The organism is Pedobacter suwonensis, from assembly GCF_007833675.1.
Taxonomy (GTDB): domain Bacteria; phylum Bacteroidota; class Bacteroidia; order Sphingobacteriales; family Sphingobacteriaceae; genus Pedobacter; species Pedobacter suwonensis.
Genome location: NZ_CP031708.1, coordinates 2,443,202 through 2,469,706, shown reverse-complemented (window position 1 = coordinate 2,469,706; position 26,505 = coordinate 2,443,202). Strand labels below are relative to the sequence as shown.

Genomic DNA, 26,505 nt, shown 5'->3' with positions numbered 1-26,505 from the left:
AATTAGGTTTTAAATCCTGCTTATTCATGATAAGCAGGATTTTTTTTGCCTGTTTTTTTTGACGCTGAACATAGAAATAAAACCTTCCAAAGATTTTTAAAAACTTATTATAGCCTATCTTTGTATGATCAGATAAAGTAGCCTGTTATCCGTAAATGGGTGATAGGCTAATTTTTAATTAAAATATTAAATGAAAAAAGGAATAATTATTCTCTTGGCAGCAGCATCAGGTCTAACTGCTTGTAACAAGTTCGAAAAGGGTGAAGGAGATATGACTTACAAGATCTATCAAAGTGAAGGTAAGCCAAAAATTCAGGAAGGTGATTATGTAAAGCTAAATGGCGTTCAAACCGTAGAAACCAACAACAATCCCGATTCGGTAATGGTCAATACATACGACAATGAGCGTCCTGCATTCTTTGCCATTAGTAAATCGATGTTTAAAGGCGATTTGGCCTCTGGACTAAAACTGCTGGGTGAAGGGGATAGTGCGGTCTTTAAATTGAACCTGGATTCGATGGAGAAATATTCAGGTCAGCCGAAACCAAAAGGGTTAAAGTCGAATATTGCGTCATTTACCATTAAAATTGAGAAGGTTTTACATAAAGGAAAAGATCCCGATTCTATTTTTGAAGCAAAGAAGAGACTTTTTTTTGAAGCTGAATACAAAGCTTTAAATGATAAAAACAAAACGGTAGAGCCTGCCAAAATAGCTAAGTATATTGAAGAAAACAACCTGAAGATGACTACTGCACCGTCTGGCTTGCAGTATGTGATTTATGCTCCTGGAAACTCTGAAAGAGCGACTTTAACAGATACAGTTTTAATTGATTACACCGGCCAGTTTACCAATAAAAAATCAAATGGGGGATTAAACGTCTTTGATACTTCAAATGCTAAAATTGCAAAAGAGGCTGGTATTTTCTCCGAAAATGTACAATATGTACCACGAGGCTTACCATTGGGCCAATTGCCACAAGGAGTGATCCAGGGTATTCAAATGATTGGAGTTGGTGGCAAGATCAAAATGATTTTGCCCTCTAAATTGGGTTTTGGGGAAAGTGGCGGCGGACCCATCAATCCGTTTACACCATTGGTTTTCGATGTCGAATTAAAAGGTATTATTAAGCCAAATGCAGCTTTGCCATTAGCTAAATAAAATTTATTTAGACCTCGCAGGTTTTCAAAACCTGCGAGGTCTTCAATCTAAATCCAATCTTTAAAAGGCTTAATTGTGAGGTTAGAATTGTAATATTTTGCTTCTTCAGTAACTTCAGTGCTTACCCAATCTGGTAAATCAAAACGCTCATCTTCACTTTCCAGTTCTATTTCTGCAACAATTAATCCTTCATTGTCGCCGGTAAATACATCAACTTCCCAAAGTTTGCCATTAAACTCAATTTCGTACCGGGTTTTCGAAAGCTCGGAAACCGAGAAGTTATCCAGCAATTCTGTGGCTTCGCCAACCGGAATTTCATATTCATATTCCAACCTCGACGCACCAATGGTTTGCCCTTTGATGGTTAAAAAACCTTTAGTTTCTGTTGCCCTTACCCGTATCGTTTTAGTTTGATCAGTTAACAGATAACCCTGTCTTAAAAGTTTCCCCTTTGGCTTGGTTAAGTTATCCCACTCCGGCTGATGGATTAAAAATTTGCGCTCTATTTCTTTTCCCATTTTACCTTGCCCTTTTCTGTAAATCTGCAACAGGCATACTGATCAATCTTCCGATAGGCTGTTTACCACGATAGGTAATTACGCGCAACATACTGGCATCTTTAGGTACCTGTAATGCAGCCGTATACTTAGGGTAAAAACGGTCGGGCGTAGAGTTGTCAAAACTGTAGTAAATGTCTAAGCCATCTATTTCTGTTGTCAGTTCCACCATCAGCTGTTTGTCTGCGCTGCGTTTTACGGTAAAAATCGGATCATAGATAGCAGGTGAATATTTAATCTCTGCTAAATCCAATCGTTTGAAATGCTGTTGCGTACGATCGACAAAATTTGTCCAGTTTTTCTTGTCAATCGGGCTCCAAACGGATTCAGCAATAGCAAATGCACGTGGGTAAAGCATGTATTCAACCTGGCGGAAATTGAAAATCTGCTCTGTCCAAAGGTTAGCCTGTGCCCCAATAATGTACTTTGCATTTACACCTGCAGGAACAGGATTAAATTGGTAAGCTTTATTTAACCTAAGCGAAGCATATACTTTTGGCTCCGTAATAGCGTCAGCCTGCATATAGTCCAGATAGGCGAAATCGGTAGGGCTCATCACCACATTGTGTTTATCATTGGCGGCCTGGATCCCGTATTTCATTCCCCTCCAACTCATTACTGCAGCTGTTGGCGATACTCCTCCTTCAAGAATCTCGTCCCAACCCATAAATTTCTTACCTTTCGAAATCACGATCTGTTCTACACGTTTTTCGAAATATGCCTGAACCTCCGGCATGGTTTTCAAGCCTTCACGAACCATTAAAGCTTTAACCTGATCGTTCTTTTCCCAAAAATTATGCGGCGCTTCATCGCCACCCATGTGGATGTATTCGAAAGGGAACAGGTTAGCTACCTGGGTAAGTACCGAATCTAAAAATACGTAAACCTTTTCATTTGCCGGGCAAAGTGTATTATCAACCAAGGCTGTTGGTGGCGCACCACGGCTCCAGTCCATTATTTTCTCTCCTGAACGAACTTTATAATTAACGGCCTCTGGTGTGCATGATAGCTCTGGATAGGAGGCAATGATAGCTAAACTATGTCCCGGAACATCAATTTCCGGCAATATGTTTACAAAACGTTCCTGTGCATACTGAACAAGTTCTTTAATGTCCTCCTGGGTATAAAATCCGCCATAAGTGCGGGGCTCATCAGGTGCAGGTGGAGCAAAATCACCGAAAGTTCCCGTTTTTTTAACACTCCAGGCACCGATTTCGGTTAATTTCGGCAAGCCTTTAATTTCAATCCTCCAGCCTTCATCATCGGCAAGGTGTAAATGTAAAAGGTTGAATTTATAGCGTACCATACCATCAATAAACTGTTTTACTTCTTGCTTGGTAAAAAAATGACGGGCAACATCGAACATCAAACCTCGCCAGCCTAATTTCGGATAGTCTATTACATCAACACAGGGTGCTTTCCATTTGATGCCATTTACCAGCTCTTTACTTTCTATTTCGGCTGGGAAAAGCTGCAGTAATGATTGAACACCGTAAAAAATACCGGCCGGCTGGTTAGCTGTGATGACTACCTGCGTGGGGTTAACATTTAATTTATAGCCCTCTTTACCCAGTTGTACGTCTTCCTGCGTATTTAAAATCAGTTTGATGGTAGGGTGGGACGAATTGCTTACCGAACTCACAAATTTTCCCGTGGCAGCTGTGATCCTGTCAGACAGATAATTAATGGATTGCTTTAATTCTGTACTTTTAGCCGCCTGTACAATTATATTTTCAGGCAAAGTAAATGTACCTGCCTTTTTTACCAACGATACAGGCTCAGGTATAATGGCAATTGGTGTTGGCACCACTTCACTTTCTGCAGCGCCGATTTCAGTTTCGGTAACAATATTCTGAGCGGAGATGTTAGCTGCGAAAAAGCAGCAGGAGATAATCAGGAATAATTTTTTCATGAAAATAATTAAAGCGGATTGACCGGATAAGTATAATCTGCAATTTATTAAAAAAGATTTTAATTGGAGGTTTTTGTTTTCTCAATTTAACCACTGAGTTTACAGAGAGAGGCACAAAGCACGCAGATTAGTAGGTTAATAAGCCGGATATTTGTCAGTCCGGAGTCGAAGACTTAACCGAAAACTGTTATGACGTTACGGGAAATGAAGCTGTTTTATTTACAAAAAACGTCTCAGCCATTCCAGCGCTTTCTCTTTATCTTGATGCCGTCGCTTTCCATGTTATTTCTTTCCTGAATATCGCCTCATGTTTGGTAGAACGCCCATATATCAAGAGTGCTATTTATCGGCATATCTATTTGCTTTCATTTTGGAGCCTGGTCTTAATGGCGTGAACAAAAGCCTCATGTATGTTTTTGCAAAACGGGCTTTGCTGATCTTTCAACCGCTCGGGGTGCCATTGTACGAATAACAAAAAAGATTTTCCGTGAGGTTCAATCCTTTCCATGGCTTCGGTAACCCCATCAGGAGATAGCGCACTCACCACGAGTCCTTTTCCTGTTTTATCGGTACTTTGGTGGTGGTTGCTGTTTACCAATCCCTTATCGGTATTCACCATCTGGCTTAGCCATGAAGTGGGATTTACAATAATCTCATGATAGCGGTCTGATTTATCGTGCATTTTCGAATGATCAAATTTGCCCCAAGTTGGGATGTCGGGAATCAGGGTGCCGCCAAAAAATACATTTCCGACCTGCATGCCCCTGCAAATACCTAAAACCGGAACAGAATTGGCTTCGGTATACGTTAATACCTTAAATTCGAATTCATCCCGTTTTTCGTCTACATCATCATCATAACAGTAAGCATAATATTCAGGCTGATCGTAAAATCTTGGATGCACATCTTCACCACCAGTTAAGACAATGCCATTACATTTTTTAATCTCTTCGAAATTATCGAGTTTATATCCAAGCCGGATCACTATTATATCTTCACTATAGGATAAAACCCAATCCCGATAGATGTCGAATTTGCTGCAATCGGTAACGCCAATGATTATTTGATCAGCCATATCAATTATATTCGTTCTATTTCACGAATTACAAGATTACAAAAATTACCCTTAAAGTGATAAATAAAAGGCTTTTGACACTAGTTTTAAGATGGCAATTATTTCGAAGCACTTATCCTCACTAACCTTATAGCAATATTTGTTAATTTTTTTAAAGTGCTTTTGAGCATTTACCAGTTTTCTTATCTTGCATTACCAAACAATATCTTTATGTACAAAAATGCGCTCCAACCCTCTGCAAATTTTAAGAAAATGGCTCGTAAATCTATTCTGGCTATTTTATTATTTGTAGTAACCTACCTGCTATTGGTTTCTGCCGCGGTGGTTTTAACTATCCTTTCAGCGTACGCTGGACTTATGCTCATCGTAGCCAAGCCGATGGTAATTACGATTATGCTTGGCGGTGGATTGATCTGTTTTGGCGTGTTGATCTTAATTTTTTTGGTGAAGTTTATATTCAAGGTTAACAAAATTGACCGCTCTCACTTAACACAGGTTACCAAAGCAGAACAACCGGCACTTTTCAAAATGATTGACGAAATTGTGATCGCCGTAGGTACTGATTTTCCTAAAAAGGTTTACTTTTCGTCAGAGGTTAATGCCTCAGTATTTTACGATTCCAGTTTTTGGAGCATGTTTCTTCCGGTAAGAAAAAATCTGCACATTGGCCTGGGGCTTATGAATACGATATCAATCGATGAGCTAAAGGCAATTCTTGCACATGAATTTGGGCATTTTTCACAAAAGAGTATGCGTACCGGTAGTTATGTATATAATGTTAACCAGGTGATCTACAATACACTTTACGATAACGAAGGCTACAGTCATTTTGCCCAACAGATCGCAAATGTGAGCAATTACTTCGCATTTTTTGTTGTGTTAGCCGGTAAAATAACCGGTGGAATACAGTTTATATTAAAAAAAATCTATGATGTTGTTAACTTGAACCATTTGGCACTTTCTAGGGAAATGGAATTTCATGCTGACACCGTTGCGGCAAGTATTGCCGGCTCCGATGCTTTGATTACCGCTCTTCACCGCTTACAGCTTGCTGACTATTCACTTAACAATGTATTTAGCTATTACAACGATAAAATAAAGGATAAGGAAAAAACCAATAACATTTTTCCACAGCAAAAATTTGTGATGGATTTTTATGCCAGTCTTCAGCAGATCAAGACAGTGCATAATCTTCCAATAGTGTCAGAAGAACATTATAATAAATTCAATAAAAGTAAACTCGTTCTGAAAGATCAATGGTCTTCGCATCCAAGTACTGCAGATAGGGTAACACATCTTAAGCAACTGAATTTTCCGCTGAAAAGTTATGGTTCCGGTATAGCAATAGATTTGTTGGTCAATAAAGATGAAGTACTTGAAGAGATTACAAAAAAGCTTTTTGATGCAATAGATTATGGAGATACTCCTCTAATTTCAGATTTAAGTAAGTTTGAAGAAGGTTTTTTTGAAAATCAGCGACAAAATGCATTTCATCAGTTATATAATGGCTATTTTGATTTCAGAAATCCACCTCACGATCTCGGCGCTGATGCATTTGAAAAAACAACATTTACCATTGCGTTAGATGTTGAGGATTTTTTTAGCGATGAAAATTTAAGTTTGATATATCTCCATGACGGTATTAATGAAGATTTAAATCTGCTTAAGCAGATTGAGGATAAGACTTTTGACGTTAAAACCTTTGATTACGATGGAAAAAGATTCACACAGGATGGTTGTCGGGATTTAATTAGTCGCTTAGAAAATGAATCCAGGGATTTGGAAGATCAACTGAAGAAATTAGATATACAGATCTTTGAATATTTTCTATCTCTTTCCGCTGAGCAAGGCCGAAAGGAAGAATTTGTAAATTTTTATGGCACCTATCAAGCCATCCACTCACTTTTAGAAGACCAGAATAATTGTCATCATAAAATTGCGCAGGCGACTTCTTTCATGCATACGCGTACAGCTATTGAAACGATTGAACAACAGATGCATTTGGTCAAGAATGAAGAAAGTAAATTTAAAGAAGAACTTTTAAAATTACTCGCAAACCCCTTGTACAGTGAGCAGATAAACGAAGAAGATAAAAAACTGATCGAAAAATTTACATCATCAGATTATAAGTATTTTGCAGGCGGTAGCTATTTTAATCTCCAGGTAGACGAACTTTTTGAATCGATCCAGTTATTTGTAAAGATTATTAATGTTACAAATTTTAAGTCCAAAAAGAAATTACTGGATTTTCAAGTAGAATTGGTAAACGTACATCGAAGTAAAAGCATTAGTTTAATTGCTGATTAATCTTTTTTAAACAAAAAAGCAGGCTTTATGAAGCAATTTCATAAAGCCTGCTTTAGTTTTTGGTCACTGTAGCGATTTAGCTTTCCTGATCTTTGTTTTTATTCACAATCTGGTTGTCCCTCGTGTTTTTCTGCACGGCAATAGCACCAAAAAGAGAAAGCAGAAATGCAAAAGCATAAAATCCTTTTTCACTGGGTAACAAAGTGGCATTCCACAAACCGATTACCAGTAGGGTAATGGTCAATAATGTTGAAAACCAACTGATGCCATAATAGATCTCAGTTACAGGGATTCCTTCCAATTTATCGCGAACAGCTTTTTGCAAAGAGATAACCGCAAAAAGGCCAAACATCAATACGGTAAAATAGTATCCTTTTTCATTAAGAAGCATATCAGAACGCCACAGGCCCACGATAAAGCCGATCATTCCGGTGCCAAGGGCAATCCAGGAGGCCGCCACAAATGCATTTGATGGTTTTTGATTCATATTTGAGATTTAATTTAATTCGATAGACAAAGCTAAAGATGGGTAAAAGGTATAAAATTAAAAGCAATTGATATAAAATGTTTTTAAATCAGATGTATTTAGATATAAAAAACCAAACAAAATCGCATCTTTTGCATTATAGCTGTATACTCTTATTTTAGTCATATGCGAACATTGCTTACTTCTGCTCAAATGCGCAGTGCTGATCAGTTTACCATAGCCAACAAGCCCATTGCATCAATTGATTTGATGGAAAAAGCTGCAAGGGCTTTTGTGCAGTGCTTTTTGAGAGAGGAGTTCGATGCCAGTAAAAGCGTAGCGATATTTTGTGGTAAGGGAAATAATGGGGGAGACGGACTGGCTATCGCACATTTACTTCTTGCTAACGGATATGAGAATTTAAAAGTTTACATTGTTGATTTCAGCGAAAAACAAAGCGGGGATTTTGCGATCAACCTGCAACGGATGGAGGAAACACGCTGTAAAAAAACAATTATCAGTCAGGCTGCAGATCTAAAAAACCTGAAGGCCGATATCATTATTGATGCCATTTTAGGTTCCGGCTTAAATAAACCCTTAAGCGGAGAATTTGAAGCGCTGGCGAGGACCATAAATAAGCTGAACAGAAAAGTATATGCGGTTGATGTACCTACGGGTTTTTTTGCTGAGGGTAAACTGCCAAAAGATTATAATGGAATAAAAGCCTATAAAACCATTTGCTTTCAAAGACCCAAGATTAATTTTTTCTTTCCTGAATCGGCCATGGCGACGGAAAAGTATGAGGTAGCTGATATTGATCTGAATGAAGCTTTTATCCAAAAGCAGGATGCAGATTTCTATTTATTGGAAGTCTCTGATATAGAGAAGATCCTGCAGCCCCGGAAATTGTTCAGTCATAAAGGCACCTACGGCCACGCTTTGATTATAGCGGGTAATAGCCATACCATGGGCGCGGCATTGCTTTCTGCTATGGCCTGTTTAAATACAGGGGCAGGATTAACCACTGCTTGCATTCCGCAAGGGGGATTAACCGCCTTAAATACTACTTTGCCAGAGGTAATGGCCCTACCAAGAGATGAATACACGAGGATAGAAGACCCCAAAAAATATCAGGCAATTGCGATTGGACCAGGCTTAGGTACCGATGCTGATCATGAAAAACTATTGGAAAGTTTGCTTATCACGAACCTTCCGCTGATTATTGATGCAGATGCACTGAATATTTTAGGTAAAAGGCCCGATTTAATGGATAAACTTGTTGCGAATACTGTGATCACCCCGCATGTGAAAGAGTTTGATCGGCTATTTGGCGAACACGATAACTGGTGGGACAGGGTGCAAACGGCCCAATTACGATCTAAAAAACAAGGAATTGTTATCGTGCTTAAAAACCAGTATACTTTTATCTGTTTGCCAACAGGTAAGGTACTCATCATTCCTACAGGTAATCCGGCAATGGCACAGGGTGGAATGGGGGATGTACTTACCGGAATGATTACAGGTTTTAAAACGCAGGGATATTCGGCACCAGAGGCTGCTATTCTGGCCTGCTATATTCATGGTCGGGCAGGCGACAATTTAGCAGAGGAGCAGTTTGTCGTTGCCGCGTCGCAGCTCGCTGCTAAAATATCAAAAGAGATTAAAACCCTCATCTCCAAATAGCTTCGATACAGTTTTTTAAAAAAGAAAGCTTTATTAGCCCCCTATACTTACAGTTCACAATTTAGATTTTACACGAATATTTTAATTAGTCGTTCCTTAAAAAGTCATTGAACAAAGATTGTATCATATTTTGGTTGTTTCATGAATGTTTTTACGAGCTGAACAAAGCTTAAAAAAAGCGCCCAAAGATGATCTTTCCAGATATTCATCATCCTTTTGAAGTTCATCGCGGCGGCAGCTAACATTACATTGATGTTATCGCCTTTTATTCCTTTGTAAAAATTGCGGCTTAAGCGATGGTCTGTTTTCAGATGCCCGATCTTAGGTTCGATGGCCGCTCTTTTGGTAAAGCCTGCCTTTAGTTTGGTCTTTCGGTAGTTCGTTAGTTTACTGCTGAAAGTTTTTGGGGTATGGATAGTAGTTCCGAGCACCTCTTTTCTCCCTCGGTAACCCCGGTCTACAAAGACCTCTTTAAGCGTATGACCGGTTAACCTTTGCTGTTGTTCCAGAGCTGCATCCAGTGTATGTCCGTCGTAGTCATTCCCCTGGATATTGATTGCACCGATGATCACACCGCTGTTCTGGGTGACTGTGATGGATACTTTACTGCCAAACTCGTATTTTTTATGCTCTTTGCCTTTGCTGATGCATACTACATCCGGCTCATGCAGGCTATACACCTTGTTTTTGTCCTGCCGTTTTTGGAGGAGTACACGCTCAAACAGCTCCAGGTCGGTTTTGTAGTTTTCTGCCGGTAATTCCCTTTGTAGTTCCCGTACCAGTCTGCCCGCTATTGTTTTTACTTTTTTGTCTGCTTTCCGCGCTTTGGCTCCGTTCTTAGGATGGTTGCGGAAACGCTGTTCAACACTCAGCTTCTTTAAAGTGCGGGTATAACGCTGACGAAGCACGAGTCCTGCTTTGTCAGCTATCCCGATACATTTTTTGATGATCTTCCGGTGCAGTTTGCTATCGGTAGGATAAGTAATGTTCTTCTCCTGTACAGTAGTGTCTATGCTGGCCTTATCTTCCTTGCCACCTTTTCCATTGATACGGATACTTTCCCTGAAGATCAGTTCCACACCTTCGGCACCGATACGGTTACGAAAGTGAACAAGCTCTGATGCCTCACAAGGGGCTTTTGCCGCAAATACCCGCTCTCCGCTGAAATATTGGTAATAAGCATTCTCTGCCCACTGTTCTACAACACTTTCGTCGCTCAGGTTGCGGATGTGCTTGAGCATCAACAGCGCTACCATCAGGCGGATCGGCTTGGCCGGGCGGCCAAAATTCTCCTTGTAATGCTTCTTAAAACTGTCCTCGAACAATTGCCAGTTAACATACTCCGCTAAAATGTACAAGGGATGTTTGTTCGACAATTGTTCCTTTAAACCCGGCTGTAAAAAACTTAGTTGTGTTGTGTTTTTTGGTTGTTTAAGCATAAATATCTGCAAGCTTTTGATATAAATATAACCAAAACCCGCAATTTATAATACTGAAATTTATCAACAAATTATTGACAATCAAATATTTAAATTGTTTTTAAGGGGCGACTAATTAACAGATATCTTAAAAACGGAAAACAAATTTTTATGGCACAAAGAGAATACACTTTGAATGAACTCATTCAGGAATCGGCAGAGAACCCAAATGAAAACGATTTTTTTGAGTTAGAGAAACCAGCCATGTTGGAGGTAAACCTGAAAAATCAAAAAATCCTTGCAAAAGCCGGTTCTATGGTCGCTTACATTGGAAATATCGATTTTAAAAGAGAAGGGCTATTGAGTAAAGGATTGGGCGGCTTATTAAAAAAAGCGATCTCTGGCGAAGGTACTTCACTCATGCATGCAACGGGAACAGGCAAATTATATCTGGCGGATGAAGGTAAAAAGGTTAAAATCATCAAACTTCAAAACGAAGCTGTTTTTGTAAATGGTAATGATGTTTTAGCATTGGAAGAGAATATAAAAAATGAAATAAAAATGTTAAAAAGCATTGCAGGGATGATGAGCGGCGGTTTATTTCAGGTCAAATTATCAGGAAGTGGTTATATTGCCATTACTACACACGGCGAACCGATTTTATTAAGGGTCACCGGTAATCAGCCTGTGTATACTGACCCAAATGCTACAGTAGCCTGGTCAGAAAACTTAACGCCTAACATTAAAACCAATTTAACTTTTGGCTCTTTTATAGGCCGGGGAAGTGGCGAATCTTTTCAGTTGGAATTTTTTGGTGAAGGATGGGTATTGGTACAGCCTTACGAAGAAGTGAAGTACGCAGCAAAGTCATAGCATTGTTTGGTTAGTGGGCATGCTAACCAGTAGTCAGTAAAATGTGTAGGTCGTCATGCTGAATTTATTTCAGCATCTTTATTGCAATTAAGACCCTGAAATAAATTCAGGGTGACGATCGTTAAACAAAAAACCCCAGCATTGATAAAATGCTGGGGTTTAATATTATAGCTAAATAATTTCTAATTAAACACCACCCATAACGGTTAGCTTGTCCATTGTTGGATTAACGCTTCCGCCCATAGGCTCTAAGGTTACGGCAAAAGCCTGTGCTTCCTGGATAGCCTGCATTTTTACCAGCGCTTCATTATGCGTAGAATCTGTTTTTCCGAAGAGGCCTAAACTTACCGGTTTGCCATTTACCAGGGCCCATAGCTGATATTCGTGTTGGGCATCAGTTTTTGGCAGATCCATTGCTACATAATTAATCAATACACTTTTATCTTTTTTATTCCAGTACAGCTTCATTTTAGAAGTTGGACTAAAAGCCTGTCCTGCCATACGGATGGTTGCCCATTCTTTGCTATCGGCCATTGCAGCCATATTGCCCAAGCCCTGGTTTTCAAACTCAAGCTTGCTTACTATTCCTGCAAATTTCTGTTTATCGAGGTTTAAGCTGGCAATCTGGTCATGTGCGGCAGCTAATTTGTTGTATGTAATAAATAATGCCGCTGTACTCACCACCAATAGAGCGATACAAGCTACTAATGCATAACGCAAAACTTTCACTTTACCATCACTTCCATCCAAACGTATAATTTTTGCTTCGTCTGTATAAGTTGGTTCAGGTTGAATATTTACGTTTGCTTCAGCCTCATTCAATCCCAATTGTTCAAATAATCTGGTTTGTATATCTGCAGAAGGTTGTACGGCGTTTTGCATAGCATACTTTTCCATAGCTAGCTCAATAGCGGCTATTTCATCCCTTACCCCAGGGTATTGGGATGCCATTTCCTCCACCCGCAATGTTTCTTCAGGTGATAAATCACCCAAAACATACAGTTCAAGTACTCCAGATTCGATATATGCTTTTAAATTTTCCACGCTCAATTAAAACTCCTTCTCAATTCAATAATAGCCAATCTGATCCGGGTTTTCACCGTACCTAATGGCAGATCTAACTTTTCTGCGGCTTCCACATGAGTGAAACCCTTGTAATAAACTAAATCAAGAACTGCTTGCAAATCCGGTTTAAGGTTATTTACAAGTTGCTTAACACCAAGAACATCGGGATTAAAAGTAACCTTGTTTTGCTCATCAACGAAACTTACGTTATTTTCTATGTCTTGGTTTTTGAGTGAATTCTTAAAATCTTTAGAACGTAATTTATCGATAGATAAATTGCGCGCAATATTCATCATCCACGTAAATAAACGCCCTTTGGTATGATCATAGTGTGCGGCAGATTGCCAGATTTTTACAAAGGTTTCCTGTAGCACATCTTCAGCAAGCTCGGTATGGGTAATAATGCGTGAAATAACGCCATAAAGTGCTGACGAATACATACTGTATAATGTTTTTAGTACCGCTGGATCTTTCGATTGCAGTGCTAGCACAAGTTCTGGCTCAGTTAGGGTTAGTTTTTTAAATGCAGTCACTATGGTTACTAAGATACAATACACAACACCAAAAGCAAAAAAAAGTTTTATAAACACATTCCTGCAAGGAATACGATTATAAAACTTTTTGCATTTACCTGAGTAAGTGAACTATACTATCCCTTCAATCGGGAAAAGGTGTTTTTCTGCATGGTAAGATGAACGAACCAGCGGACCACTTTCTACATATTTTAAGCCTTTCGCCAAGCCAGCTTCTTTATACATAGCAAAGGTATCCGGATGGATCCAGTCAACCACCGGATGGTGATTGCGGGTTGGTTGTAAATATTGGCCCAAGGTGAGGATGTGCACGCCATTGGCCACTAAATCGTCCATCGCTTCGAAAATATCTTCTTCAGTTTCGCCTAAACCAAGCATAATACCTGTTTTTGTTCTTAAACCAAATTCCGAAATTCTTTTGAGTGCTTCTAAGCTTCTATCATATTTTGCCTGTATACGCACTTGTCTGGTTAAACGCTTAACCGTTTCCATATTGTGTGAAACCACTTCCGGACGTTCTTCTAAAACACGATATAAATTATCCCATTGTCCCTTAAAATCGGGTATCAAAGTTTCTAAAGTGGTCACCGGGCTTTCCCTGCGGATGGCTTGTAAGGTTTCAGCCCAGATGATTGAGCCCCCATCTTTTAAGTCATCACGATCTACTGAAGTAATTACACAGTGTTTAACTCCCATTAATTTTACCGAATCGGCAATGCGGTTGGGCTCGTCAACGTCAACAGCCAAAGGGCGGCCGGTAGCTACCGCACAAAAAGAACAGCTGCGGGTACAAATGTTCCCTAAAATCATGAATGTTGCCGTACCTGCACCCCAGCATTCGCCCATATTCGGGCAATTGCCACTTTCGCAGATGGTATGGAGCTTATGTGTGTCTACTAAACTGCGAACTTGCGCATATTCTTTACCAACAGGTAATTTTACACGTAACCAATCTGGTTTACGCTTTACTTCAGTCACAGCAGGTACTACTGGTAAATCAATCATGGTACAAAGTTAATGAATAGGATTGAATTGTTGCAACGCCGAAATGTTTGAGGGTTGTAATAATAGTTGGGGTATATGGCCAATTGTGGTTCATCATTAAATGGTATCCAGATATAAGTAAATTAGTTTAGCTGCCTAAAGTGCTAAAACCTGCCAGCTAAACCCTATTGAAGCGGCAGCTCCCGATTTTTCCATCGGGACTATAGCGGAAAGAGGGACTACTGCTGCCGATGAGCAGTACAGCACCTTTTCCAAAAATAAAACCGTTTTAAAATCCGTCCCAAAAAAATAAGGGATGATATGCCCCCGGAGGTTAACTGAAAATCATATGCTCAACAATACAATTTTAAAGGTTTTAACTTTCTAACTAAATCTTACATTTGCAATATGAATACTGGCTTACAGCTTTACAATACGCTTTCGCGCAAAAAGGAACTTTTTCAACCCTTAAATGCACCCAATGTTGGGATGTATGTTTGCGGTCCTACTGTTTACAGCGATGTGCACCTGGGGAATTGTCGTACATTTATCTCTTTTGATTTAATTTTCAGGTACCTGAAGTATTCTGGCTATAAGGTGCGTTACGTACGTAATATTACCGATGCAGGCCATTTGGAGGGCGATAGGGATGAAGGTGATGATAAGTTTGCAAAACGTGCGAAACTGGAACAGCTTGAGCCGATGGAAATTGTACAGAAATATACTTTGGGTTTCCATGATGTATTACGCATGTTCAATACGCAGCCACCAAGTATTGAACCCACTGCTACCGGACACATTATTGAGCAGATCGAAATGATTAAAGTGATTATGGCCAACGGTTATGGTTATGAGGTGGATGGGAATGTATATTTTGATGTAGAAAAATATAGCAAGGAATATAATTATACCATTTTAACCAACCGCAACCTTGAAGATATGCTGAACAATACCCGCGAACTGGGAGGACAGGATGAGAAACGCGGAAGGTTAGACTTTGCCTTGTGGATCAAAGCAAAGCCTGAAACCTTAATGCAGTGGCAATCGCCGTGGGGCATGGGTTTTCCGGGCTGGCATATTGAATGTTCGGCTATGAGTGCCAAATATTTAGGGGCTGAGTTTGATATTCATGGTGGCGGAATGGATTTGGCAGCAACTCACCATACCAATGAAATTGCACAATCTGAAGCTTGCAGCCATAAACAACCTGCACGCTACTGGATGCACACCAATATGCTTACGGTAAATGGTACGCGCATGTCCAAATCGGCTGGTAACGGTTTTCTCCCTTTGGAGTTGTTTACGGGAGATCACCCTTTGCTAAAAAAAGGGTACAGCCCGATGACGGTAAAGTTTTTTATGTTGCAGGCGCATTACCGCAGCACTTTGGATTTCTCTAATGATGCATTGGATGCTTCAGAAAAAGGTTTCCGTCGTTTAATGTCGGCAATTGGTTTGTTGGATAAATTATCGGTTTCCGAACAAAACGATTTTGATATCGATGCATTGAAAGAAAAATGCATTAATGCGATGAATGATGATTTTAACAGTCCGATTTTGGTTGCTGAATTATTTGAGGCGGTCAGGATTATCAATACCGTTTATGATGGTAAGGGAAAAATCTCGGCAGAAGAACTGGAAAAGTTAAAGCAGCTTATCAATGATTTCGTATTTGATATTTTAGGCTTAAAAGATGAGGACGCCGGAAGCAACGACTTAAATGGCGTTTTAGATATGGTTATCAACCTCAGAACTGAGGCTAAAGCGAATAAAGATTACGCCACTTCTGACCGGATCCGTATTGGTTTACAGGAATTGGGCATTCAGCTTAAAGATGGCAAAGAGGGAACTACCTGGAGTAAAGCTTAGGCAGTTTGGGTATTGAGCAGGAGAATCGGAGCTGATTTCTACAGCCAGGCGGTTTGGCTTTGAAGTAAAACGTGGTGAGGATGAATTACAGCCTAAAACAGGCCTTTATGTGTAATTGTTAATTACTTTTAAGGCCTTGCATTAAAGAAAATTTTATATTCGCCAAACATATTATACTAACTGATAAATGAAAAACTTATTTTCAACTGCAATCGCTTCGCTTTTAGCTTTAGGTGCTTTTGCTCAAAAAAGCGACGGAACAACCAAATCTTTAATAAATGCTGAAAAGGATTTTGCTAAGTCAATTGCCAAAAATGGAGATAAAGAAGCTTTTATAGACTACTCAACCACCGGTACGTTGGTGTTTAGGCCAAATCCGGTTAATGCCAAAACTTTTTATGCAGCAAAGGCAAATGCAGAGAATGATGTAACATGGACACCAAATCTGGCAAAAGTATCGCGCAGTGGCGACTTGGGTTTTACCACCGGAGCATATGAAGTTGGTACTTCAGAAAAAAAATATGGCCAATACTTATCCATCTGGAAGTCGGAAAACGGCAGATGGAAATTAGCCATTGATTTAGGAACGGAAAGCAATAAACCTTTGGCGAAAGTTACGCCATCATTTATAGAACCCAAAGACCACGTTGCACCAAAGTTTTTGAATGAAAGAGAAATTAAGGCGGGGAGAGAAATTATCTTAACCACTGAAAAAACATTAAATACCTTATTAAAAACACATGGTATTGCTGCTTTTGGTGGCTTTTTAACCAACGATGCACGTTTGCTTTTTCCTGGGAACGAGGCTATTGACGGAAAGGGAAAAATTATTGCTTTTTATAACAGTATGATCAGCAAAATTAACCTGAAAACAACTGGAGTAGATAAAGCAATAGGAAGTGATCTGGCTTATACCTATGGTGTTGCCACTATCGATTACAAGGCCGATTTACGGGAAAGTTTTAACTACGTTTTCGTTTATGAAAAGGCAGCAGATGCGAGCTGGAATTTAATTGTTCAGGCTTTCGTGCCAGCAGAAAGATAAACAACAAAAATGTGAATTAAAGAGGGGCTATCGATAAAAAGAGGCCCTTTTTTTATTTAGGGATTTACTATGGTTTGCTGAAACGTTCGGGCTTAGCCCAGATCCGATAACTCGTATGAAGCGGCATCCTTGTAACGCAGCGGAAAGATATAGCGGAAAGCAGGAAAAAACGTTAAAAACAGTACTGCATCTGCGCTAAGAAAGAAAAATATCGCCAATAAAATTATCTGTTTTACGTTTAAAAATTATGTATAAAAATTTACTTATCTTCTCTTTTCTACTTTTATTTTGTTTTAACGTTTCTGCTCAAAAGAAGAAATTCGATGTACAGGGCAAAGCCGGTGCGCGCGGTATTATGCCGGAGAATACCGTTGAAGGAATGTTAAAAGCCATAGATTTAGGCGTTACCACCCTGGAAATGGATGCCGTAATTTCAAAAGATAAACAAGTGTTGCTTTCGCAAGAACCCTACTTTAATAACGAAATTTCTTTGCAGCCCAATGGTAAACCGATTACTTTAAAAGATCAAAAGAATTATAACATCTATAAAATGAATTATGAGGAGATCAAAAAGTTTGATGTAGGCAGCAAAGTTCACAGCCGTTTTCCCGGACAGATGAAGTTTAAAGCTTATAAGCCTTTACTCTCTGAAACTATAGATGCGGTTGAGGCTTATGTTAAAGAACATAAACTTGCCAAACCTGTTTACAGCATTGAAACAAAAACGATTAAAAATGGCGACAACGAATTTCACCCAGAACCTGCAGAATTTGTAGAACTGATTATGGAAGTCATTCATTCGAAAAAAATTGCTAAAAGGGTGATTATAGAATCCTTTGATATGCGTACACTACAGTATTTGCATGAGAAATATCCAAAAATACAAACCTCTTTATTGATTGATGAAAAAGAGCCTTTTGAAGATTATATCGAAAAATTGGGTTTTAAACCAACTATCTATAGCCCTTATTCAGTTTTGGTTGGTAAGGGTTTGGTAGATCGCTGCCATGAAATGGGCATTAAAATTATCCCCTGGACCGTAAATACAGTAAAGGAGGTAACATACTTCAAAAGTTTAGGCGTTGATGGCATTATTACCGATTTTCCAAACATTATGGGGCAATTAGATAAATAGCTTCTGTCGGTAAAGTTAGGCATAACGTTTCTACATATTAAGAATAAGATGGAGTTTCGAATTTAATTGAAAAACGGATCAGAAAGTCTTGTTTACTCTATAATTTGTGAAACACAGTTTACGCTCGCTTTAAGGGGTATATCAATAGGAAGCGATTTCTATTGCGCTATTAAGTATTTTAAATTGTTTGGAAACAAGTGTTAGTATCTTAAATACCATTCGGCGGGTTGGTGTGGTACCAAACAATAGATAAAAACAAAAAAAAGCGCTGATTTTCAGCGCTTTTTTTATTCCTTTACTAATGCCTAGTGATGCGATTCAGGAGCTTCTGTATGGTGTGCTTCCGTTTTTTCGTGTGAAGAAGTTTCTTCACCGTGGTGAAAAATCGGTCTTGTGAAAGCCACAAGCAGGATTAAAACAAGAATCCAAACAGTTAGTGGCAATGCCCAAATGCCTTTTGTTTGCTGAACCGGTGCGTGTGAATCGTGAGCTGACATATCGAATATTTTTGATTTAAAATTATGCTTTGTAATTGTGTGGTAAAGATAGTAACAAAATTAAAATAACAAGGGTAATTTGGCGAATAGTATTTCAAGATTAGCCTCTTCATAAAAAAGGATAAGAGACGTCGCCTTTATTCCTGTAAGTCGTAAATCATCCGCTTCGTGCTATTTAATTTGCTTCTAATACGGGTTTGGTGTTCCTGTAAAACACTTTGCTCCGCCTGAACAGCATTAAGCAGTTCTGCTTTTTTAAAGTAATTTGCGGCTTCAGCAAAATTTTGTTGTTGCTCAGCATATAGGCCTAAACATTCGTAAATGTGCGATTCGCAAACACCAGGGACCAGTAAAGCTTTTTCTGCAACTTGTTTTACCAATTTGTGCATTTTGAGTGTAATCACAAGTTTCAGATAGGGTTTGTACACCTCCTGGAAATCAGGATCAAGTTCGATACAACGTTTGTAATAATAGCCCGCGGTTTTGTAATCTTTAAAATGAATCTGGAAAATGTTGCCCAACTGAAAATAAGCCCTGGCATAATCAGGATCGAAAACAATGATTTCGTTAAAATATTGGAGCGCCTTAGGTAATTCACCCCAGTTCAATTCTTCAATAGCCTGTAGATATTTTTCTTCTACAGTGGTATAAATGTCCATAATGGATATAATTGCTTTTGATAAGCAGTATTTTGCTTAGCAAATGGATAATAAATGATTTTTAGATTTGGATTTTATTGTATTAAACAGTAAAACCGAGCTAAGGATTGAGAAGGAAACTTAAGTCCATACCCAAATCCTTTAGGCCACAAGACGGGCTAAGGTTCATTTTTTGGATATGTATTTGACGTAGCATTTTGGGGAATTTGTTGCAAAGATATTTATTTTCAGTGAACTGCAAATTATTTTTCATGAACTGCACGGAAAATCCCATTTCTTGTGTGGAACCACGTCATACTAGCTGAAATTAAATTAGCTGTAACAGGTATCTGAACCGGGATTACAACTTCGGGCTAAGTTAGCTAATGCTATAGTAAATCTTTAATGATTTTTTCAATTGATAAGCCTTCGGCTTCGGCGCGGTAATTACGCACAATGCGGTGACGTAATATAGGTTCGGCAACCGCTTTTACATCCTCAATATCGGGTGAGTATTTTCCGGTTACTGCTGCGTGGCATTTGGCTCCAAGCACTAAAAACTGCGAAGCACGCGGACCTGCACCCCAGCTAATGTATTTATTTACTGCATCAGTAGCAAATTCTGTATTCGGACGGGTTTTCGCTACAAGTTTAACGGCGTATTCCAATACATTATCAGTTACAGGAATCTCACGGATCAGTTTCTGGAAATATTGAATGTCATCTGCATGAATGATTTTCTGCAGCTGGGTGGTTTTATTACTGGTGGTGTTTTTTACGATATTCAATTCGTCTGCAAAAGCAGGATAGTTTAACTGAATATTGAACATGAAACGGTCTAATTGTGCTTCAGGGAGGGGATATGTTCCTTCCTGTTCAATCGGGTTTTGCGTAGCCAGCACAAAAAATTGCTTAGGCAGGGCATGCGTTTGTCCCGCTGCAGTTACCGATTTCTCTTGCATGGCCTCTAAAAGTGCTGCCTGTGTTTTCGGAGGGGTACGGTTAATTTCGTCAGCAAGAATAATATTGGAAAAAACAGGCCCTTTTATAAATTTAAAGTGCCTGTCTTCCCCTAAAATTTCTGCACCGATAATGTCGCTTGGCATCAAATCTGGTGTAAACTGGATCCTGTTGAAATCCAGATCGAGAACGGACGCTACGGTTTGTACAAGTAAAGTTTTAGCCAATCCGGGTACGCCAACCAACAGACAATGTCCGTTGCTAAAAATGGCGATCAAAACAGATTTTATGATGTCATCCTGTCCAACTACGACTTTGCTTATTTCAGCTTTAATGTTGTTGAAAGATTGATGAAGTGCATCAACAGCTTCTACTTCGTTTTTATACTGCATTGGCGTTATTTTGCGGCTGTGGCGGTTTTAGTCCAGATTTTTAATTCATCACAGGTATTAAATTCGTCGTCGATTTTAATGTATGTACTTTCACGACGTTTCTGAAACCATTCGCTTAAAGTACGATTAATTTTATCACTTTGTGCAGCATCTCTGATTTTTGGGAAATCTTGCGCTAAGTTGGCCTTGTGAGGTGGAATTTTAGATTTCAGATAAAGAATACGGTAGCCTTGTTTCCCGTCAGCGGCAGTAAATAAGTCGGGTTTAGAAATACCGCCTACCTTCATCGTGTCGATTACCAGAAACACCGAAGGATCCAATTTGTCAACCGGAATAAAGGTGCTTCTTGCCTGTACATCTTCAGCATTCATCATCATACCGCCATTGTATTTAGTTTCCTTATTATCCGAATAAAGGTTTGCTGCAGCTGCAAAACTTAATTTTTTGCCCATAAGGTTATTATAAATACTGTCTGCATGTAATTTTAAACGTGTTAAACTTTCAGGTGTAGTTTTGGGCATAATTAAAATATGTCTAACATGCACCTGCTCACCCCTGCGCTCCAAAACCTGTAAAAAGTGGAAGCCATATTCAGTTTCGAACACTGGCGAAATTTCTCCGGCTTTTAGTTTAAATGCCCAGGCCGTAAACTCTTTAACCATCGTGTTTCTATCGATAAATCCATAATCACCACCATCAGAAGCTGAGCCCGGATCTTCAGAGTAGGTTTTGGCTAAAACACCCATATCCTCACCACTTTTAACCCTTAAACGGAGTGCTTCAATCTTATCGCGGAATTTTTGTTTCTCTGACCTGGTTAACTTCGGATTTAAAATGATTTCACCAACTTCAACTTCTGTATTGAATTCTGGAACACTATCACCCAATGATTTGAAGTATTTTTCCACTTCCATTGGCGTAACGTTAATGTTTTCGGTGATTTTTTGTTGCATTTTATGCGCAATCAATTCATCCTTTATTGATGGTCTGATTTCATCTTTATACTGTAACACCGATTTGTTTAAGAACTGCTCTAAACGCTCCTGCCCACCGGCACGTTGCATGCTATAACGCATACGCTTGTTTACTTCTTCATCTACAGCACCGTCTTCAACCATTACCGAATCGATTTCAGCCTGTTGCTTCAGTAATTTTTGAGTAAGCGTTTGCTGCAATATTTTGCATTTAATATCATTGTTTGGTTGGTTTCCCTGATAAAGATATTGGGTGTATTGCTGGTTTAAGTCAGATAGCAGGATAATATTGTTCCCTACAACAGCAGCAACCTTATCTACCGTGTGTTTTTGAGCAAAACTGTTTAAAAACAGGCATATTAAAGCGGTTGCTACTAAAAAAACTTTCTTCATTCTATTTATTATATTTTCAAATTTAATACTTATCGTCAAAAAAAATCAGAGGGTTTATAACTTGGCAAGTTTCTTCAACTCATTTTCATTAATCTTGATCTGATATTTTTGTTTCAGGCCTTTTAGCCATTTTTCTTCCAGACTTTGTTGATAATCGGCAATTACTTCGCCCCTCACTTCGCCTAAAGGTTTATTATAATTTTTTTGGTTTTTAGCATAAAATTCATTTACTCCCTGCACATCTTCCTGTACCTTGTTCCAGATTTTTTGTTCCGAAACATTGAACATCAAAACACCTTCACGGTATTCATTCAGCAAGAAATCATGATCTTTGTTGCTAACTCCAGCCTTTTTGTGTGTAGCCAGAGCATCCTCATAGGTTTTAATTTCTTCCTGGTAATCTGCGCTTTTGTCTAATCCCATCTCACGTGCATCTAAAACCTTCAGCTTAAAATTTATGTACAAGTTTAAATAGGCTTGTAAGGTATCATACGGCGCACTAACAATTCCGTTATGGCTTTTTCTGTATGCCCACATAAATTCTTTAGCACTTATGGATTTTCCGTTTACCACAGCAACGTTTTGCGCAAACGAAGTGCTATACATCAAGCAGAAAAAAAATAAGGAGTAAGCTTTCTTCACACAGAGCACTCTATAAATTTTAAGGGATAAAAGTAACAATTAGCGGCGCTATTATAAGATATTTAACTAATTTTAACAGAAATTATTATCCGACAAAAATACGAATGGAAAACCAGGTTACCAACAATGCGAATGCTTTACGTTTATTTTTTACTGAAGAGGTTTTTTTGGTAAAAGATGAAAGCGTACAAATTCCGCCCTTAAGTAATGCTGAGCCGGTTTCTGCTATTGAAAATGTTTTCGTTAAACCCGCGGAACTGCCTGTTTTAAAGTCAGAAATAACACAGATTCCGGAGATTAATCCTACAAATTCCCCTAAAGTTTACCCGCAAACTCCTGAAATTCCTCATCAGGTAGCAGAATCTGCACCTGAAAAAACATTTAAATTTTTAGGCGGGAATAAAAAATCAGTCCTCATTTTAGTGAATGATAGTGAAAATGAGGTAAGTACTGAGCAGGGCAGGGAACTGTTGCGTAAAATTGTTAAAGCTGTAGATTTGGGTACATCAGATTTTGCACTCCTAAATTACTCAAATTATAAAGGAACGGATTTTGTAGAATTGCACCGGTTTTTCAAACCTGCCACTATGTTATCTTTCGGAGTGGAGTTTGCCGACCTGAGGTTGAACCTTACCTGGCAGAATGAAATCATTGTTCATGAAACCACCAGAATCATCTATGCGCCACATCTCCATCATCTTGATAGGGATTTAAATGCTAAAAAAACGCTTTGGGGACACCTCCAGAAAATTAAATAGCTTATATAGTATCAAGTAATTAGTAACAAGTAATTAGTATAAAGTATCAAGATGTGAAATCTTACCTTTATATAGAAACCTTAAACTTTCCATATTCCAATTTTTTACCATCCAACTTTTACCAATGAAAAAACTTGTTTTTGCTACCAATAACCAACATAAAACCGAAGAAATACGTGCAGCGCTTGAAGGTAAATATGACGTGTTAAATCTGGAAGACATTGGTTGTTTGGTTGATATCCCTGAGACTGCCGATACTTTTGAGGGCAATGCAACTTTGAAAAGCAGTTATGTTGTTGAACATTTTAATCTGGACTGTTTTGCTGATGATAGCGGTTTAGAAGTTAAAGCCTTAAATAACGAACCAGGTGTTTATTCCGCCCGATATTCCGGTAGCAGGGATAGCCTGGATAATATTAATATGGTTTTGGAAAAACTTGAGGGAAATCCCAACAGAAAAGCCAGGTTCAAAACCGTAATTTCCTTAATGCAGGATGGTAAAAACCATATTTTTGAAGGGGTAATAAATGGGACAATCAGAACGGCTTTATCAGGTTCAAAGGGTTTTGGTTATGATCCGATTTTTCAGCCTGACGGTTATGAGATTACTTTTGCTGAAATGGATATGGCACAAAAGAATAAAATTAGTCACAGGGCTATTGCGCTAAAAAAGATGTTGGATTTTTTGAAGGGAATTTGAATTATCGTCATGCTGAATTTATTTCAGCATCTTACAGACCACGTAGACCCTGAAATAAATTCAGGGTGACGACTACAAGAATAAAACTACATTTTACCAACTGACTTTTTCACCTGAACCGAGTCTTTTTTCGGTAATATCGGTTTAATGCCAAAGTTGGCCGTATCTGCTGGTTTACTTTGAGGCAAGTTATGATCAACCTTTAGGCTGTCTTTCACCAGCTTAGTTTTGGAGTTAACAGCAGGTACCTTTGTTGATGGTTTGCTTGCAGAGGTTGCTAATGGTTTTGCACCTTTTACAGTTTTACCCACGACTGTTTTAGCCTTCGCTTTGGTCTTAGGTTTCCCGGCTGAGCCAATCGCATCTTTTTTTGACTTCGGACGTTCGGTAGGTTTCCACGAAAAGCCTTTTAAAACATGGTCTTTTGCAATGGTATTTTCGGGATTCAAGGCCCCCTCTATTCCTTTGATATAAACAATTTCCTCAATGGCATTTTCCTTATCCTTAAAGATGAACTTTATCCTGCTGCTCAGGGTTTGGTTCATTTCTTTATACACCTTTGTGCTGTCATCCTGGGTATAATAAATACTTTCGGCATTGCCATCCACATATAAGGTCTTGAATTTTCCGTTGGTAAAGAACCCCGTCATCAATCTTCCTTTGATCTGGTTAAACCTCAACGAATCTTTTGGCGTATTCACCAGAAATGCATTCCTAAAAGCCTGTAAATTATTTAACTTTTTATTCTTGAACTGAACAAATATAGTGTCGCCAACCTGTTGCGAACCTTCCGACCAGATGATCGGATTGTTGTAGCAACGTAAAGTAGAATCGGCACTGGTGTAAAACAGGCTGTCGGTTTTGGCCTGGATATTTGTTTTAAAGATCTTTACCCCATGATAAGCCTTAATAATACGCGTTTGAACGGTGTCAGCTGGATTAAATTTTGCCGTATCGGCTTTTAATGTTCCGGCTTTTAAATTTCCGAGGGCTTTCGTTAAGCTATCTTTAACGCCGGGTTTTATAATCTTTTTTTGTAAACTATCGATTTTGCTTATCGATAGATTCTTTATAGCCGGGTTAGTTTTGCCAGCAAGTTTTTTAAGACTATCACTTTTTAACTTAGGCAGGTTTTTACTAATTGAATCAGCTTTTTCTTTTGAAATATTGTTTTTTTGCAAACTGTCCAAATTAACTTTTGGCAGTCCTTTACCAATTGAGTCTGTTTTAGATTTTAGGCTATCAATATTTTTATCTTTCAGATTAAGTTGGTCTTCAGTTTCGGTGTCGCCTTTATTCTGCTTCTTCTTTTCGGTTTTGCTATTCTTGGTATTGCGCTTATTCCTATCTTCTTTTTGGCTTAATTCGGCTTCAGGTTTGTATTTTGGCTCTCCTTTTTCTTTCTTTCCACCATCTTCATCGTCTTCCCCAACCTGGTTATCTGCTTTTATGGAGATTTTTGGAACTAGTTTTAAGGTTTTTTGCAATACCATTTGTGTCTCAAGTGTATCTGCACCCATCCATAGACTGTCAGGTCTTTTTTTATTCTTCACCATTACCGAATCTTCGGTGCCTATACCCAGGTAAGCATTTCGGGTAACCAAGGTCCGCTGATCCAGCTTATAATAGTAACCTAAATCACCAAACATTTTCATTTTATCTTTCGTATCAGAAAAAACAATGTTTTTAACTGCTTTACCAATTCCCTGTTTACCATAATAATATAAACTATCGCCTTTTAAAGATCGTGTACCCTGTGTGTAGAGATTTTTCTTTCCAAAAAAAGCATCTTCTGTTAAAGTATTGTATTGGCCATTTTCAGTATACAGGTTATCATCTTTGCCCTTGATATTGGTCGGTCCGTAAAAATAGGTCCACTTATCCTGGGTATTGTAACTCATTGTATCGGATTTGATGGTTGATTGTGGCGTAACCACTACCACATCATACTTGAAATAGGCAACATTTCTCTGGCTAAAATAATAACCGTTTTTACTGGTAAGGGTTACATCCTTATTTACAATTTTGCCACCGCTGGTATAGGTTCCGATTTTAGTGAGGGTATTGTAATCGAGTATATTAGTGGTTAAAACCGAAGTGGGATCAACCATTTTTACGTTTCCAGTTAAATGTGCCTGTTTTTTATTTCCATCATATTCAAGCTGATCGGAATAGATATCGGTAGTAAGCTGGTTAATGTGTACATTCTTATATGCCTCGAAATAATTGCGTTCACTGTAAAATACCGCACTATCACAGGCCAGGGTAGCATTATCCTGTTGGAAAACAGGGAAATTAAGATAAGTTGCTTTCTTTTTTATATCGCCAGAGATATGTTGATAAGAAACAATTTTAATTTTCGAAGCAGGTTGCTGGCCGAATAAAAATGCCGGACTGATTAAAAGGAATAAAAAGACAAATAGTTTTTGCACACTACAAAGTTAGTTTTTTGTTCCGAACGTTCGGAATA

23 protein-coding genes are annotated in these 26,505 nt (G+C 38.7%); 9 read left to right on the top strand and 14 right to left on the bottom strand.

All coding sequences use genetic code 11. From position 1 onward, the window contains the following. The first annotated feature begins 190 nt into the window (after positions 1-190). Positions 191-1,159, top strand: a complete 969-nt coding sequence (locus DV942_RS09955; RefSeq protein ID WP_090988162.1) for an FKBP-type peptidyl-prolyl cis-trans isomerase — start codon at positions 191-193, stop codon at positions 1,157-1,159. A gap of 47 nt (positions 1,160-1,206) precedes the next feature. On the opposite strand, the gene DV942_RS09950 is transcribed toward DV942_RS09955, so the two are convergent. The 3 genes from DV942_RS09950 to DV942_RS09940 form a co-directional block, all read right to left on the bottom strand. Further along, on the bottom strand, positions 1,207-1,677 hold the full coding sequence (locus DV942_RS09950) for a CYTH domain-containing protein (RefSeq protein ID WP_145857203.1): 471 nt from the start codon (positions 1,675-1,677) through the stop codon (positions 1,207-1,209). 1 nt (position 1,678) lies between these two features. Next, positions 1,679-3,628, bottom strand: a complete 1,950-nt coding sequence (locus DV942_RS09945; RefSeq protein ID WP_145857201.1) for a beta-N-acetylhexosaminidase — start codon at positions 3,626-3,628, stop codon at positions 1,679-1,681. Positions 3,629-3,983: 355 nt separating this feature from the next. After that, positions 3,984-4,703, bottom strand: coding sequence for a gamma-glutamyl-gamma-aminobutyrate hydrolase family protein (locus DV942_RS09940; protein WP_145857199.1), 720 nt, complete (start codon positions 4,701-4,703; stop codon positions 3,984-3,986). A 210-nt stretch (positions 4,704-4,913) separates the two neighbouring features. Between DV942_RS09940 and DV942_RS09935 the strand changes: the two genes are divergently transcribed. Continuing rightward, a complete protein-coding gene (locus DV942_RS09935; RefSeq protein WP_145857197.1) occupies positions 4,914-7,010 on the top strand; it encodes a M48 family metalloprotease in 2,097 nt (698 codons plus the stop codon). 76 nt (positions 7,011-7,086) lie between these two features. Here DV942_RS09935 and yiaA read toward each other — a convergent pair whose 3' ends face one another. After that, on the bottom strand, positions 7,087-7,497 hold the full coding sequence (yiaA, locus tag DV942_RS09930; protein ID WP_090988150.1) for an inner membrane protein YiaA: 411 nt from the start codon (positions 7,495-7,497) through the stop codon (positions 7,087-7,089). 165 nt (positions 7,498-7,662) lie between these two features. Between yiaA and DV942_RS09925 the strand changes: the two genes are divergently transcribed. After that, entirely contained in the window at positions 7,663-9,159 is a 1,497-nt protein-coding gene (locus DV942_RS09925) for an NAD(P)H-hydrate dehydratase (RefSeq protein WP_244950872.1), read from the top strand. 104 nt (positions 9,160-9,263) lie between these two features. On the opposite strand, the gene DV942_RS09920 is transcribed toward DV942_RS09925, so the two are convergent. Further along, entirely contained in the window at positions 9,264-10,598 is a 1,335-nt protein-coding gene (locus tag DV942_RS09920) for an IS5 family transposase (protein ID WP_222431112.1), read from the bottom strand. A 150-nt stretch (positions 10,599-10,748) separates the two neighbouring features. On the opposite strand from DV942_RS09920, the gene DV942_RS09915 reads away from it, so the two are divergent. After that, positions 10,749-11,450 carry an AIM24 family protein gene (locus DV942_RS09915; RefSeq protein ID WP_134204197.1) on the top strand — a complete coding sequence of 234 codons (702 nt, stop codon included), beginning with the start codon at positions 10,749-10,751 and terminating at the stop codon, positions 11,448-11,450. Between the two features lie 186 nt (positions 11,451-11,636). Here the strand turns inward: DV942_RS09915 and DV942_RS09910 are convergent, their stop codons facing one another. The 3 genes from DV942_RS09910 to lipA form a co-directional block, all read right to left on the bottom strand. Beyond that, entirely contained in the window at positions 11,637-12,494 is an 858-nt protein-coding gene (locus DV942_RS09910) for an anti-sigma factor (RefSeq protein ID WP_145857196.1), read from the bottom strand. A 2-nt stretch (positions 12,495-12,496) separates the two neighbouring features. Continuing rightward, positions 12,497-13,048: an RNA polymerase sigma factor gene (locus DV942_RS09905; protein WP_134204195.1), complete on the bottom strand. Its 552-nt coding sequence runs from the start codon at positions 13,046-13,048 to the stop codon at positions 12,497-12,499. A gap of 111 nt (positions 13,049-13,159) precedes the next feature. After that, positions 13,160-14,053 carry a lipoyl synthase gene (gene lipA, locus DV942_RS09900; RefSeq protein ID WP_090988144.1) on the bottom strand — a complete coding sequence of 298 codons (894 nt, stop codon included), beginning with the start codon at positions 14,051-14,053 and terminating at the stop codon, positions 13,160-13,162. A 387-nt stretch (positions 14,054-14,440) separates the two neighbouring features. Between lipA and cysS the strand changes: the two genes are divergently transcribed. The 3 genes from cysS to DV942_RS09885 all read left to right on the top strand — a co-directional run bounded on the left by cysS (position 14,441) and on the right by DV942_RS09885 (position 18,081). Further along, the gene (cysS, locus tag DV942_RS09895; protein ID WP_145857194.1) at positions 14,441-15,901 is read left to right on the top strand and encodes a cysteine--tRNA ligase; all 1,461 of its coding nucleotides are present in this window, start codon (positions 14,441-14,443) and stop codon (positions 15,899-15,901) included. A 187-nt stretch (positions 15,902-16,088) separates the two neighbouring features. Beyond that, on the top strand, positions 16,089-16,946 hold the full coding sequence (locus tag DV942_RS09890) for a nuclear transport factor 2 family protein (protein ID WP_145857192.1): 858 nt from the start codon (positions 16,089-16,091) through the stop codon (positions 16,944-16,946). 247 nt (positions 16,947-17,193) lie between these two features. Beyond that, positions 17,194-18,081: a glycerophosphodiester phosphodiesterase family protein gene (locus tag DV942_RS09885; RefSeq protein WP_145857190.1), complete on the top strand. Its 888-nt coding sequence runs from the start codon at positions 17,194-17,196 to the stop codon at positions 18,079-18,081. Between the two features lie 305 nt (positions 18,082-18,386). On the opposite strand, the gene DV942_RS09880 is transcribed toward DV942_RS09885, so the two are convergent. From DV942_RS09880 to DV942_RS09860, 5 genes are all read right to left on the bottom strand, one after another. After that, complete coding sequence (locus tag DV942_RS09880; RefSeq protein ID WP_090988373.1) at positions 18,387-18,578, bottom strand: hypothetical protein; 192 nt, start codon at positions 18,576-18,578, stop codon at positions 18,387-18,389. Positions 18,579-18,715: 137 nt separating this feature from the next. Beyond that, entirely contained in the window at positions 18,716-19,237 is a 522-nt protein-coding gene (locus tag DV942_RS09875) for a hypothetical protein (RefSeq protein WP_145857188.1), read from the bottom strand. A 368-nt stretch (positions 19,238-19,605) separates the two neighbouring features. Then, positions 19,606-20,568 (bottom strand): AAA family ATPase, encoded by a 963-nt coding sequence (locus DV942_RS09870; protein ID WP_145857185.1) that lies wholly within the window; start codon positions 20,566-20,568, stop codon positions 19,606-19,608. Positions 20,569-20,573: 5 nt separating this feature from the next. Beyond that, the gene (locus DV942_RS09865; RefSeq protein ID WP_145857183.1) at positions 20,574-21,935 is read right to left on the bottom strand and encodes a peptidylprolyl isomerase; all 1,362 of its coding nucleotides are present in this window, start codon (positions 21,933-21,935) and stop codon (positions 20,574-20,576) included. Positions 21,936-21,989: 54 nt separating this feature from the next. Further along, a complete protein-coding gene (locus tag DV942_RS09860) occupies positions 21,990-22,541 on the bottom strand; it encodes a hypothetical protein (RefSeq protein WP_244278904.1) in 552 nt (183 codons plus the stop codon). A gap of 140 nt (positions 22,542-22,681) precedes the next feature. Between DV942_RS09860 and DV942_RS09855 the strand changes: the two genes are divergently transcribed. Further along, entirely contained in the window at positions 22,682-23,335 is a 654-nt protein-coding gene (locus DV942_RS09855) for a hypothetical protein (RefSeq protein ID WP_145857181.1), read from the top strand. Positions 23,336-23,459: 124 nt separating this feature from the next. Next, positions 23,460-24,035 (top strand): non-canonical purine NTP diphosphatase, encoded by a 576-nt coding sequence (locus DV942_RS09850; RefSeq protein WP_145857179.1) that lies wholly within the window; start codon positions 23,460-23,462, stop codon positions 24,033-24,035. 86 nt (positions 24,036-24,121) lie between these two features. Here the strand turns inward: DV942_RS09850 and DV942_RS09845 are convergent, their stop codons facing one another. Then, positions 24,122-26,467, bottom strand: a complete 2,346-nt coding sequence (locus tag DV942_RS09845) for an OstA-like protein (protein WP_145857177.1) — start codon at positions 26,465-26,467, stop codon at positions 24,122-24,124. Between the last annotated feature and the right edge of the window lie 38 nt (positions 26,468-26,505).

Bases quoted from the DNA above. Each gene is read 5' to 3' on its own strand.
- DV942_RS09875 (WP_145857188.1), bottom strand. From the start codon at position 19,237: ATGGACATTTATACCACTGTAGAAGAAAAATATCTACAGGCTATTGAA.
- DV942_RS09935 (WP_145857197.1), top strand. From the start codon at position 4,914: ATGTACAAAAATGCGCTCCAACCCTCTGCAAATTTTAAGAAAATGGCT.
- lipA (WP_090988144.1), bottom strand. From the start codon at position 14,053: ATGATTGATTTACCAGTAGTACCTGCTGTGACTGAAGTAAAGCGTAAA.
- DV942_RS09890 (WP_145857192.1), top strand. From the start codon at position 16,089: ATGAAAAACTTATTTTCAACTGCAATCGCTTCGCTTTTAGCTTTAGGT.
- DV942_RS09945 (WP_145857201.1), bottom strand. From the start codon at position 3,628: ATGAAAAAATTATTCCTGATTATCTCCTGCTGCTTTTTCGCAGCTAAC.
- DV942_RS09860 (WP_244278904.1), bottom strand. From the start codon at position 22,541: ATGTATAGCACTTCGTTTGCGCAAAACGTTGCTGTGGTAAACGGAAAA.
- cysS (WP_145857194.1), top strand. From the start codon at position 14,441: ATGAATACTGGCTTACAGCTTTACAATACGCTTTCGCGCAAAAAGGAA.
- DV942_RS09850 (WP_145857179.1), top strand. From the start codon at position 23,460: ATGAAAAAACTTGTTTTTGCTACCAATAACCAACATAAAACCGAAGAA.
- DV942_RS09880 (WP_090988373.1), bottom strand. From the start codon at position 18,578: ATGTCAGCTCACGATTCACACGCACCGGTTCAGCAAACAAAAGGCATT.
- DV942_RS09925 (WP_244950872.1), top strand. From the start codon at position 7,663: ATGCGAACATTGCTTACTTCTGCTCAAATGCGCAGTGCTGATCAGTTT.
- DV942_RS09940 (WP_145857199.1), bottom strand. From the start codon at position 4,703: ATGGCTGATCAAATAATCATTGGCGTTACCGATTGCAGCAAATTCGAC.
- DV942_RS09955 (WP_090988162.1), top strand. From the start codon at position 191: ATGAAAAAAGGAATAATTATTCTCTTGGCAGCAGCATCAGGTCTAACT.
- DV942_RS09865 (WP_145857183.1), bottom strand. From the start codon at position 21,935: ATGAAGAAAGTTTTTTTAGTAGCAACCGCTTTAATATGCCTGTTTTTA.
- DV942_RS09950 (WP_145857203.1), bottom strand. From the start codon at position 1,677: ATGGGAAAAGAAATAGAGCGCAAATTTTTAATCCATCAGCCGGAGTGG.
- DV942_RS09855 (WP_145857181.1), top strand. From the start codon at position 22,682: ATGGAAAACCAGGTTACCAACAATGCGAATGCTTTACGTTTATTTTTT.
- DV942_RS09920 (WP_222431112.1), bottom strand. From the start codon at position 10,598: ATGCTTAAACAACCAAAAAACACAACACAACTAAGTTTTTTACAGCCG.
- DV942_RS09870 (WP_145857185.1), bottom strand. From the start codon at position 20,568: ATGCAGTATAAAAACGAAGTAGAAGCTGTTGATGCACTTCATCAATCT.
- DV942_RS09915 (WP_134204197.1), top strand. From the start codon at position 10,749: ATGGCACAAAGAGAATACACTTTGAATGAACTCATTCAGGAATCGGCA.
- DV942_RS09885 (WP_145857190.1), top strand. From the start codon at position 17,194: ATGTATAAAAATTTACTTATCTTCTCTTTTCTACTTTTATTTTGTTTT.
- yiaA (WP_090988150.1), bottom strand. From the start codon at position 7,497: ATGAATCAAAAACCATCAAATGCATTTGTGGCGGCCTCCTGGATTGCC.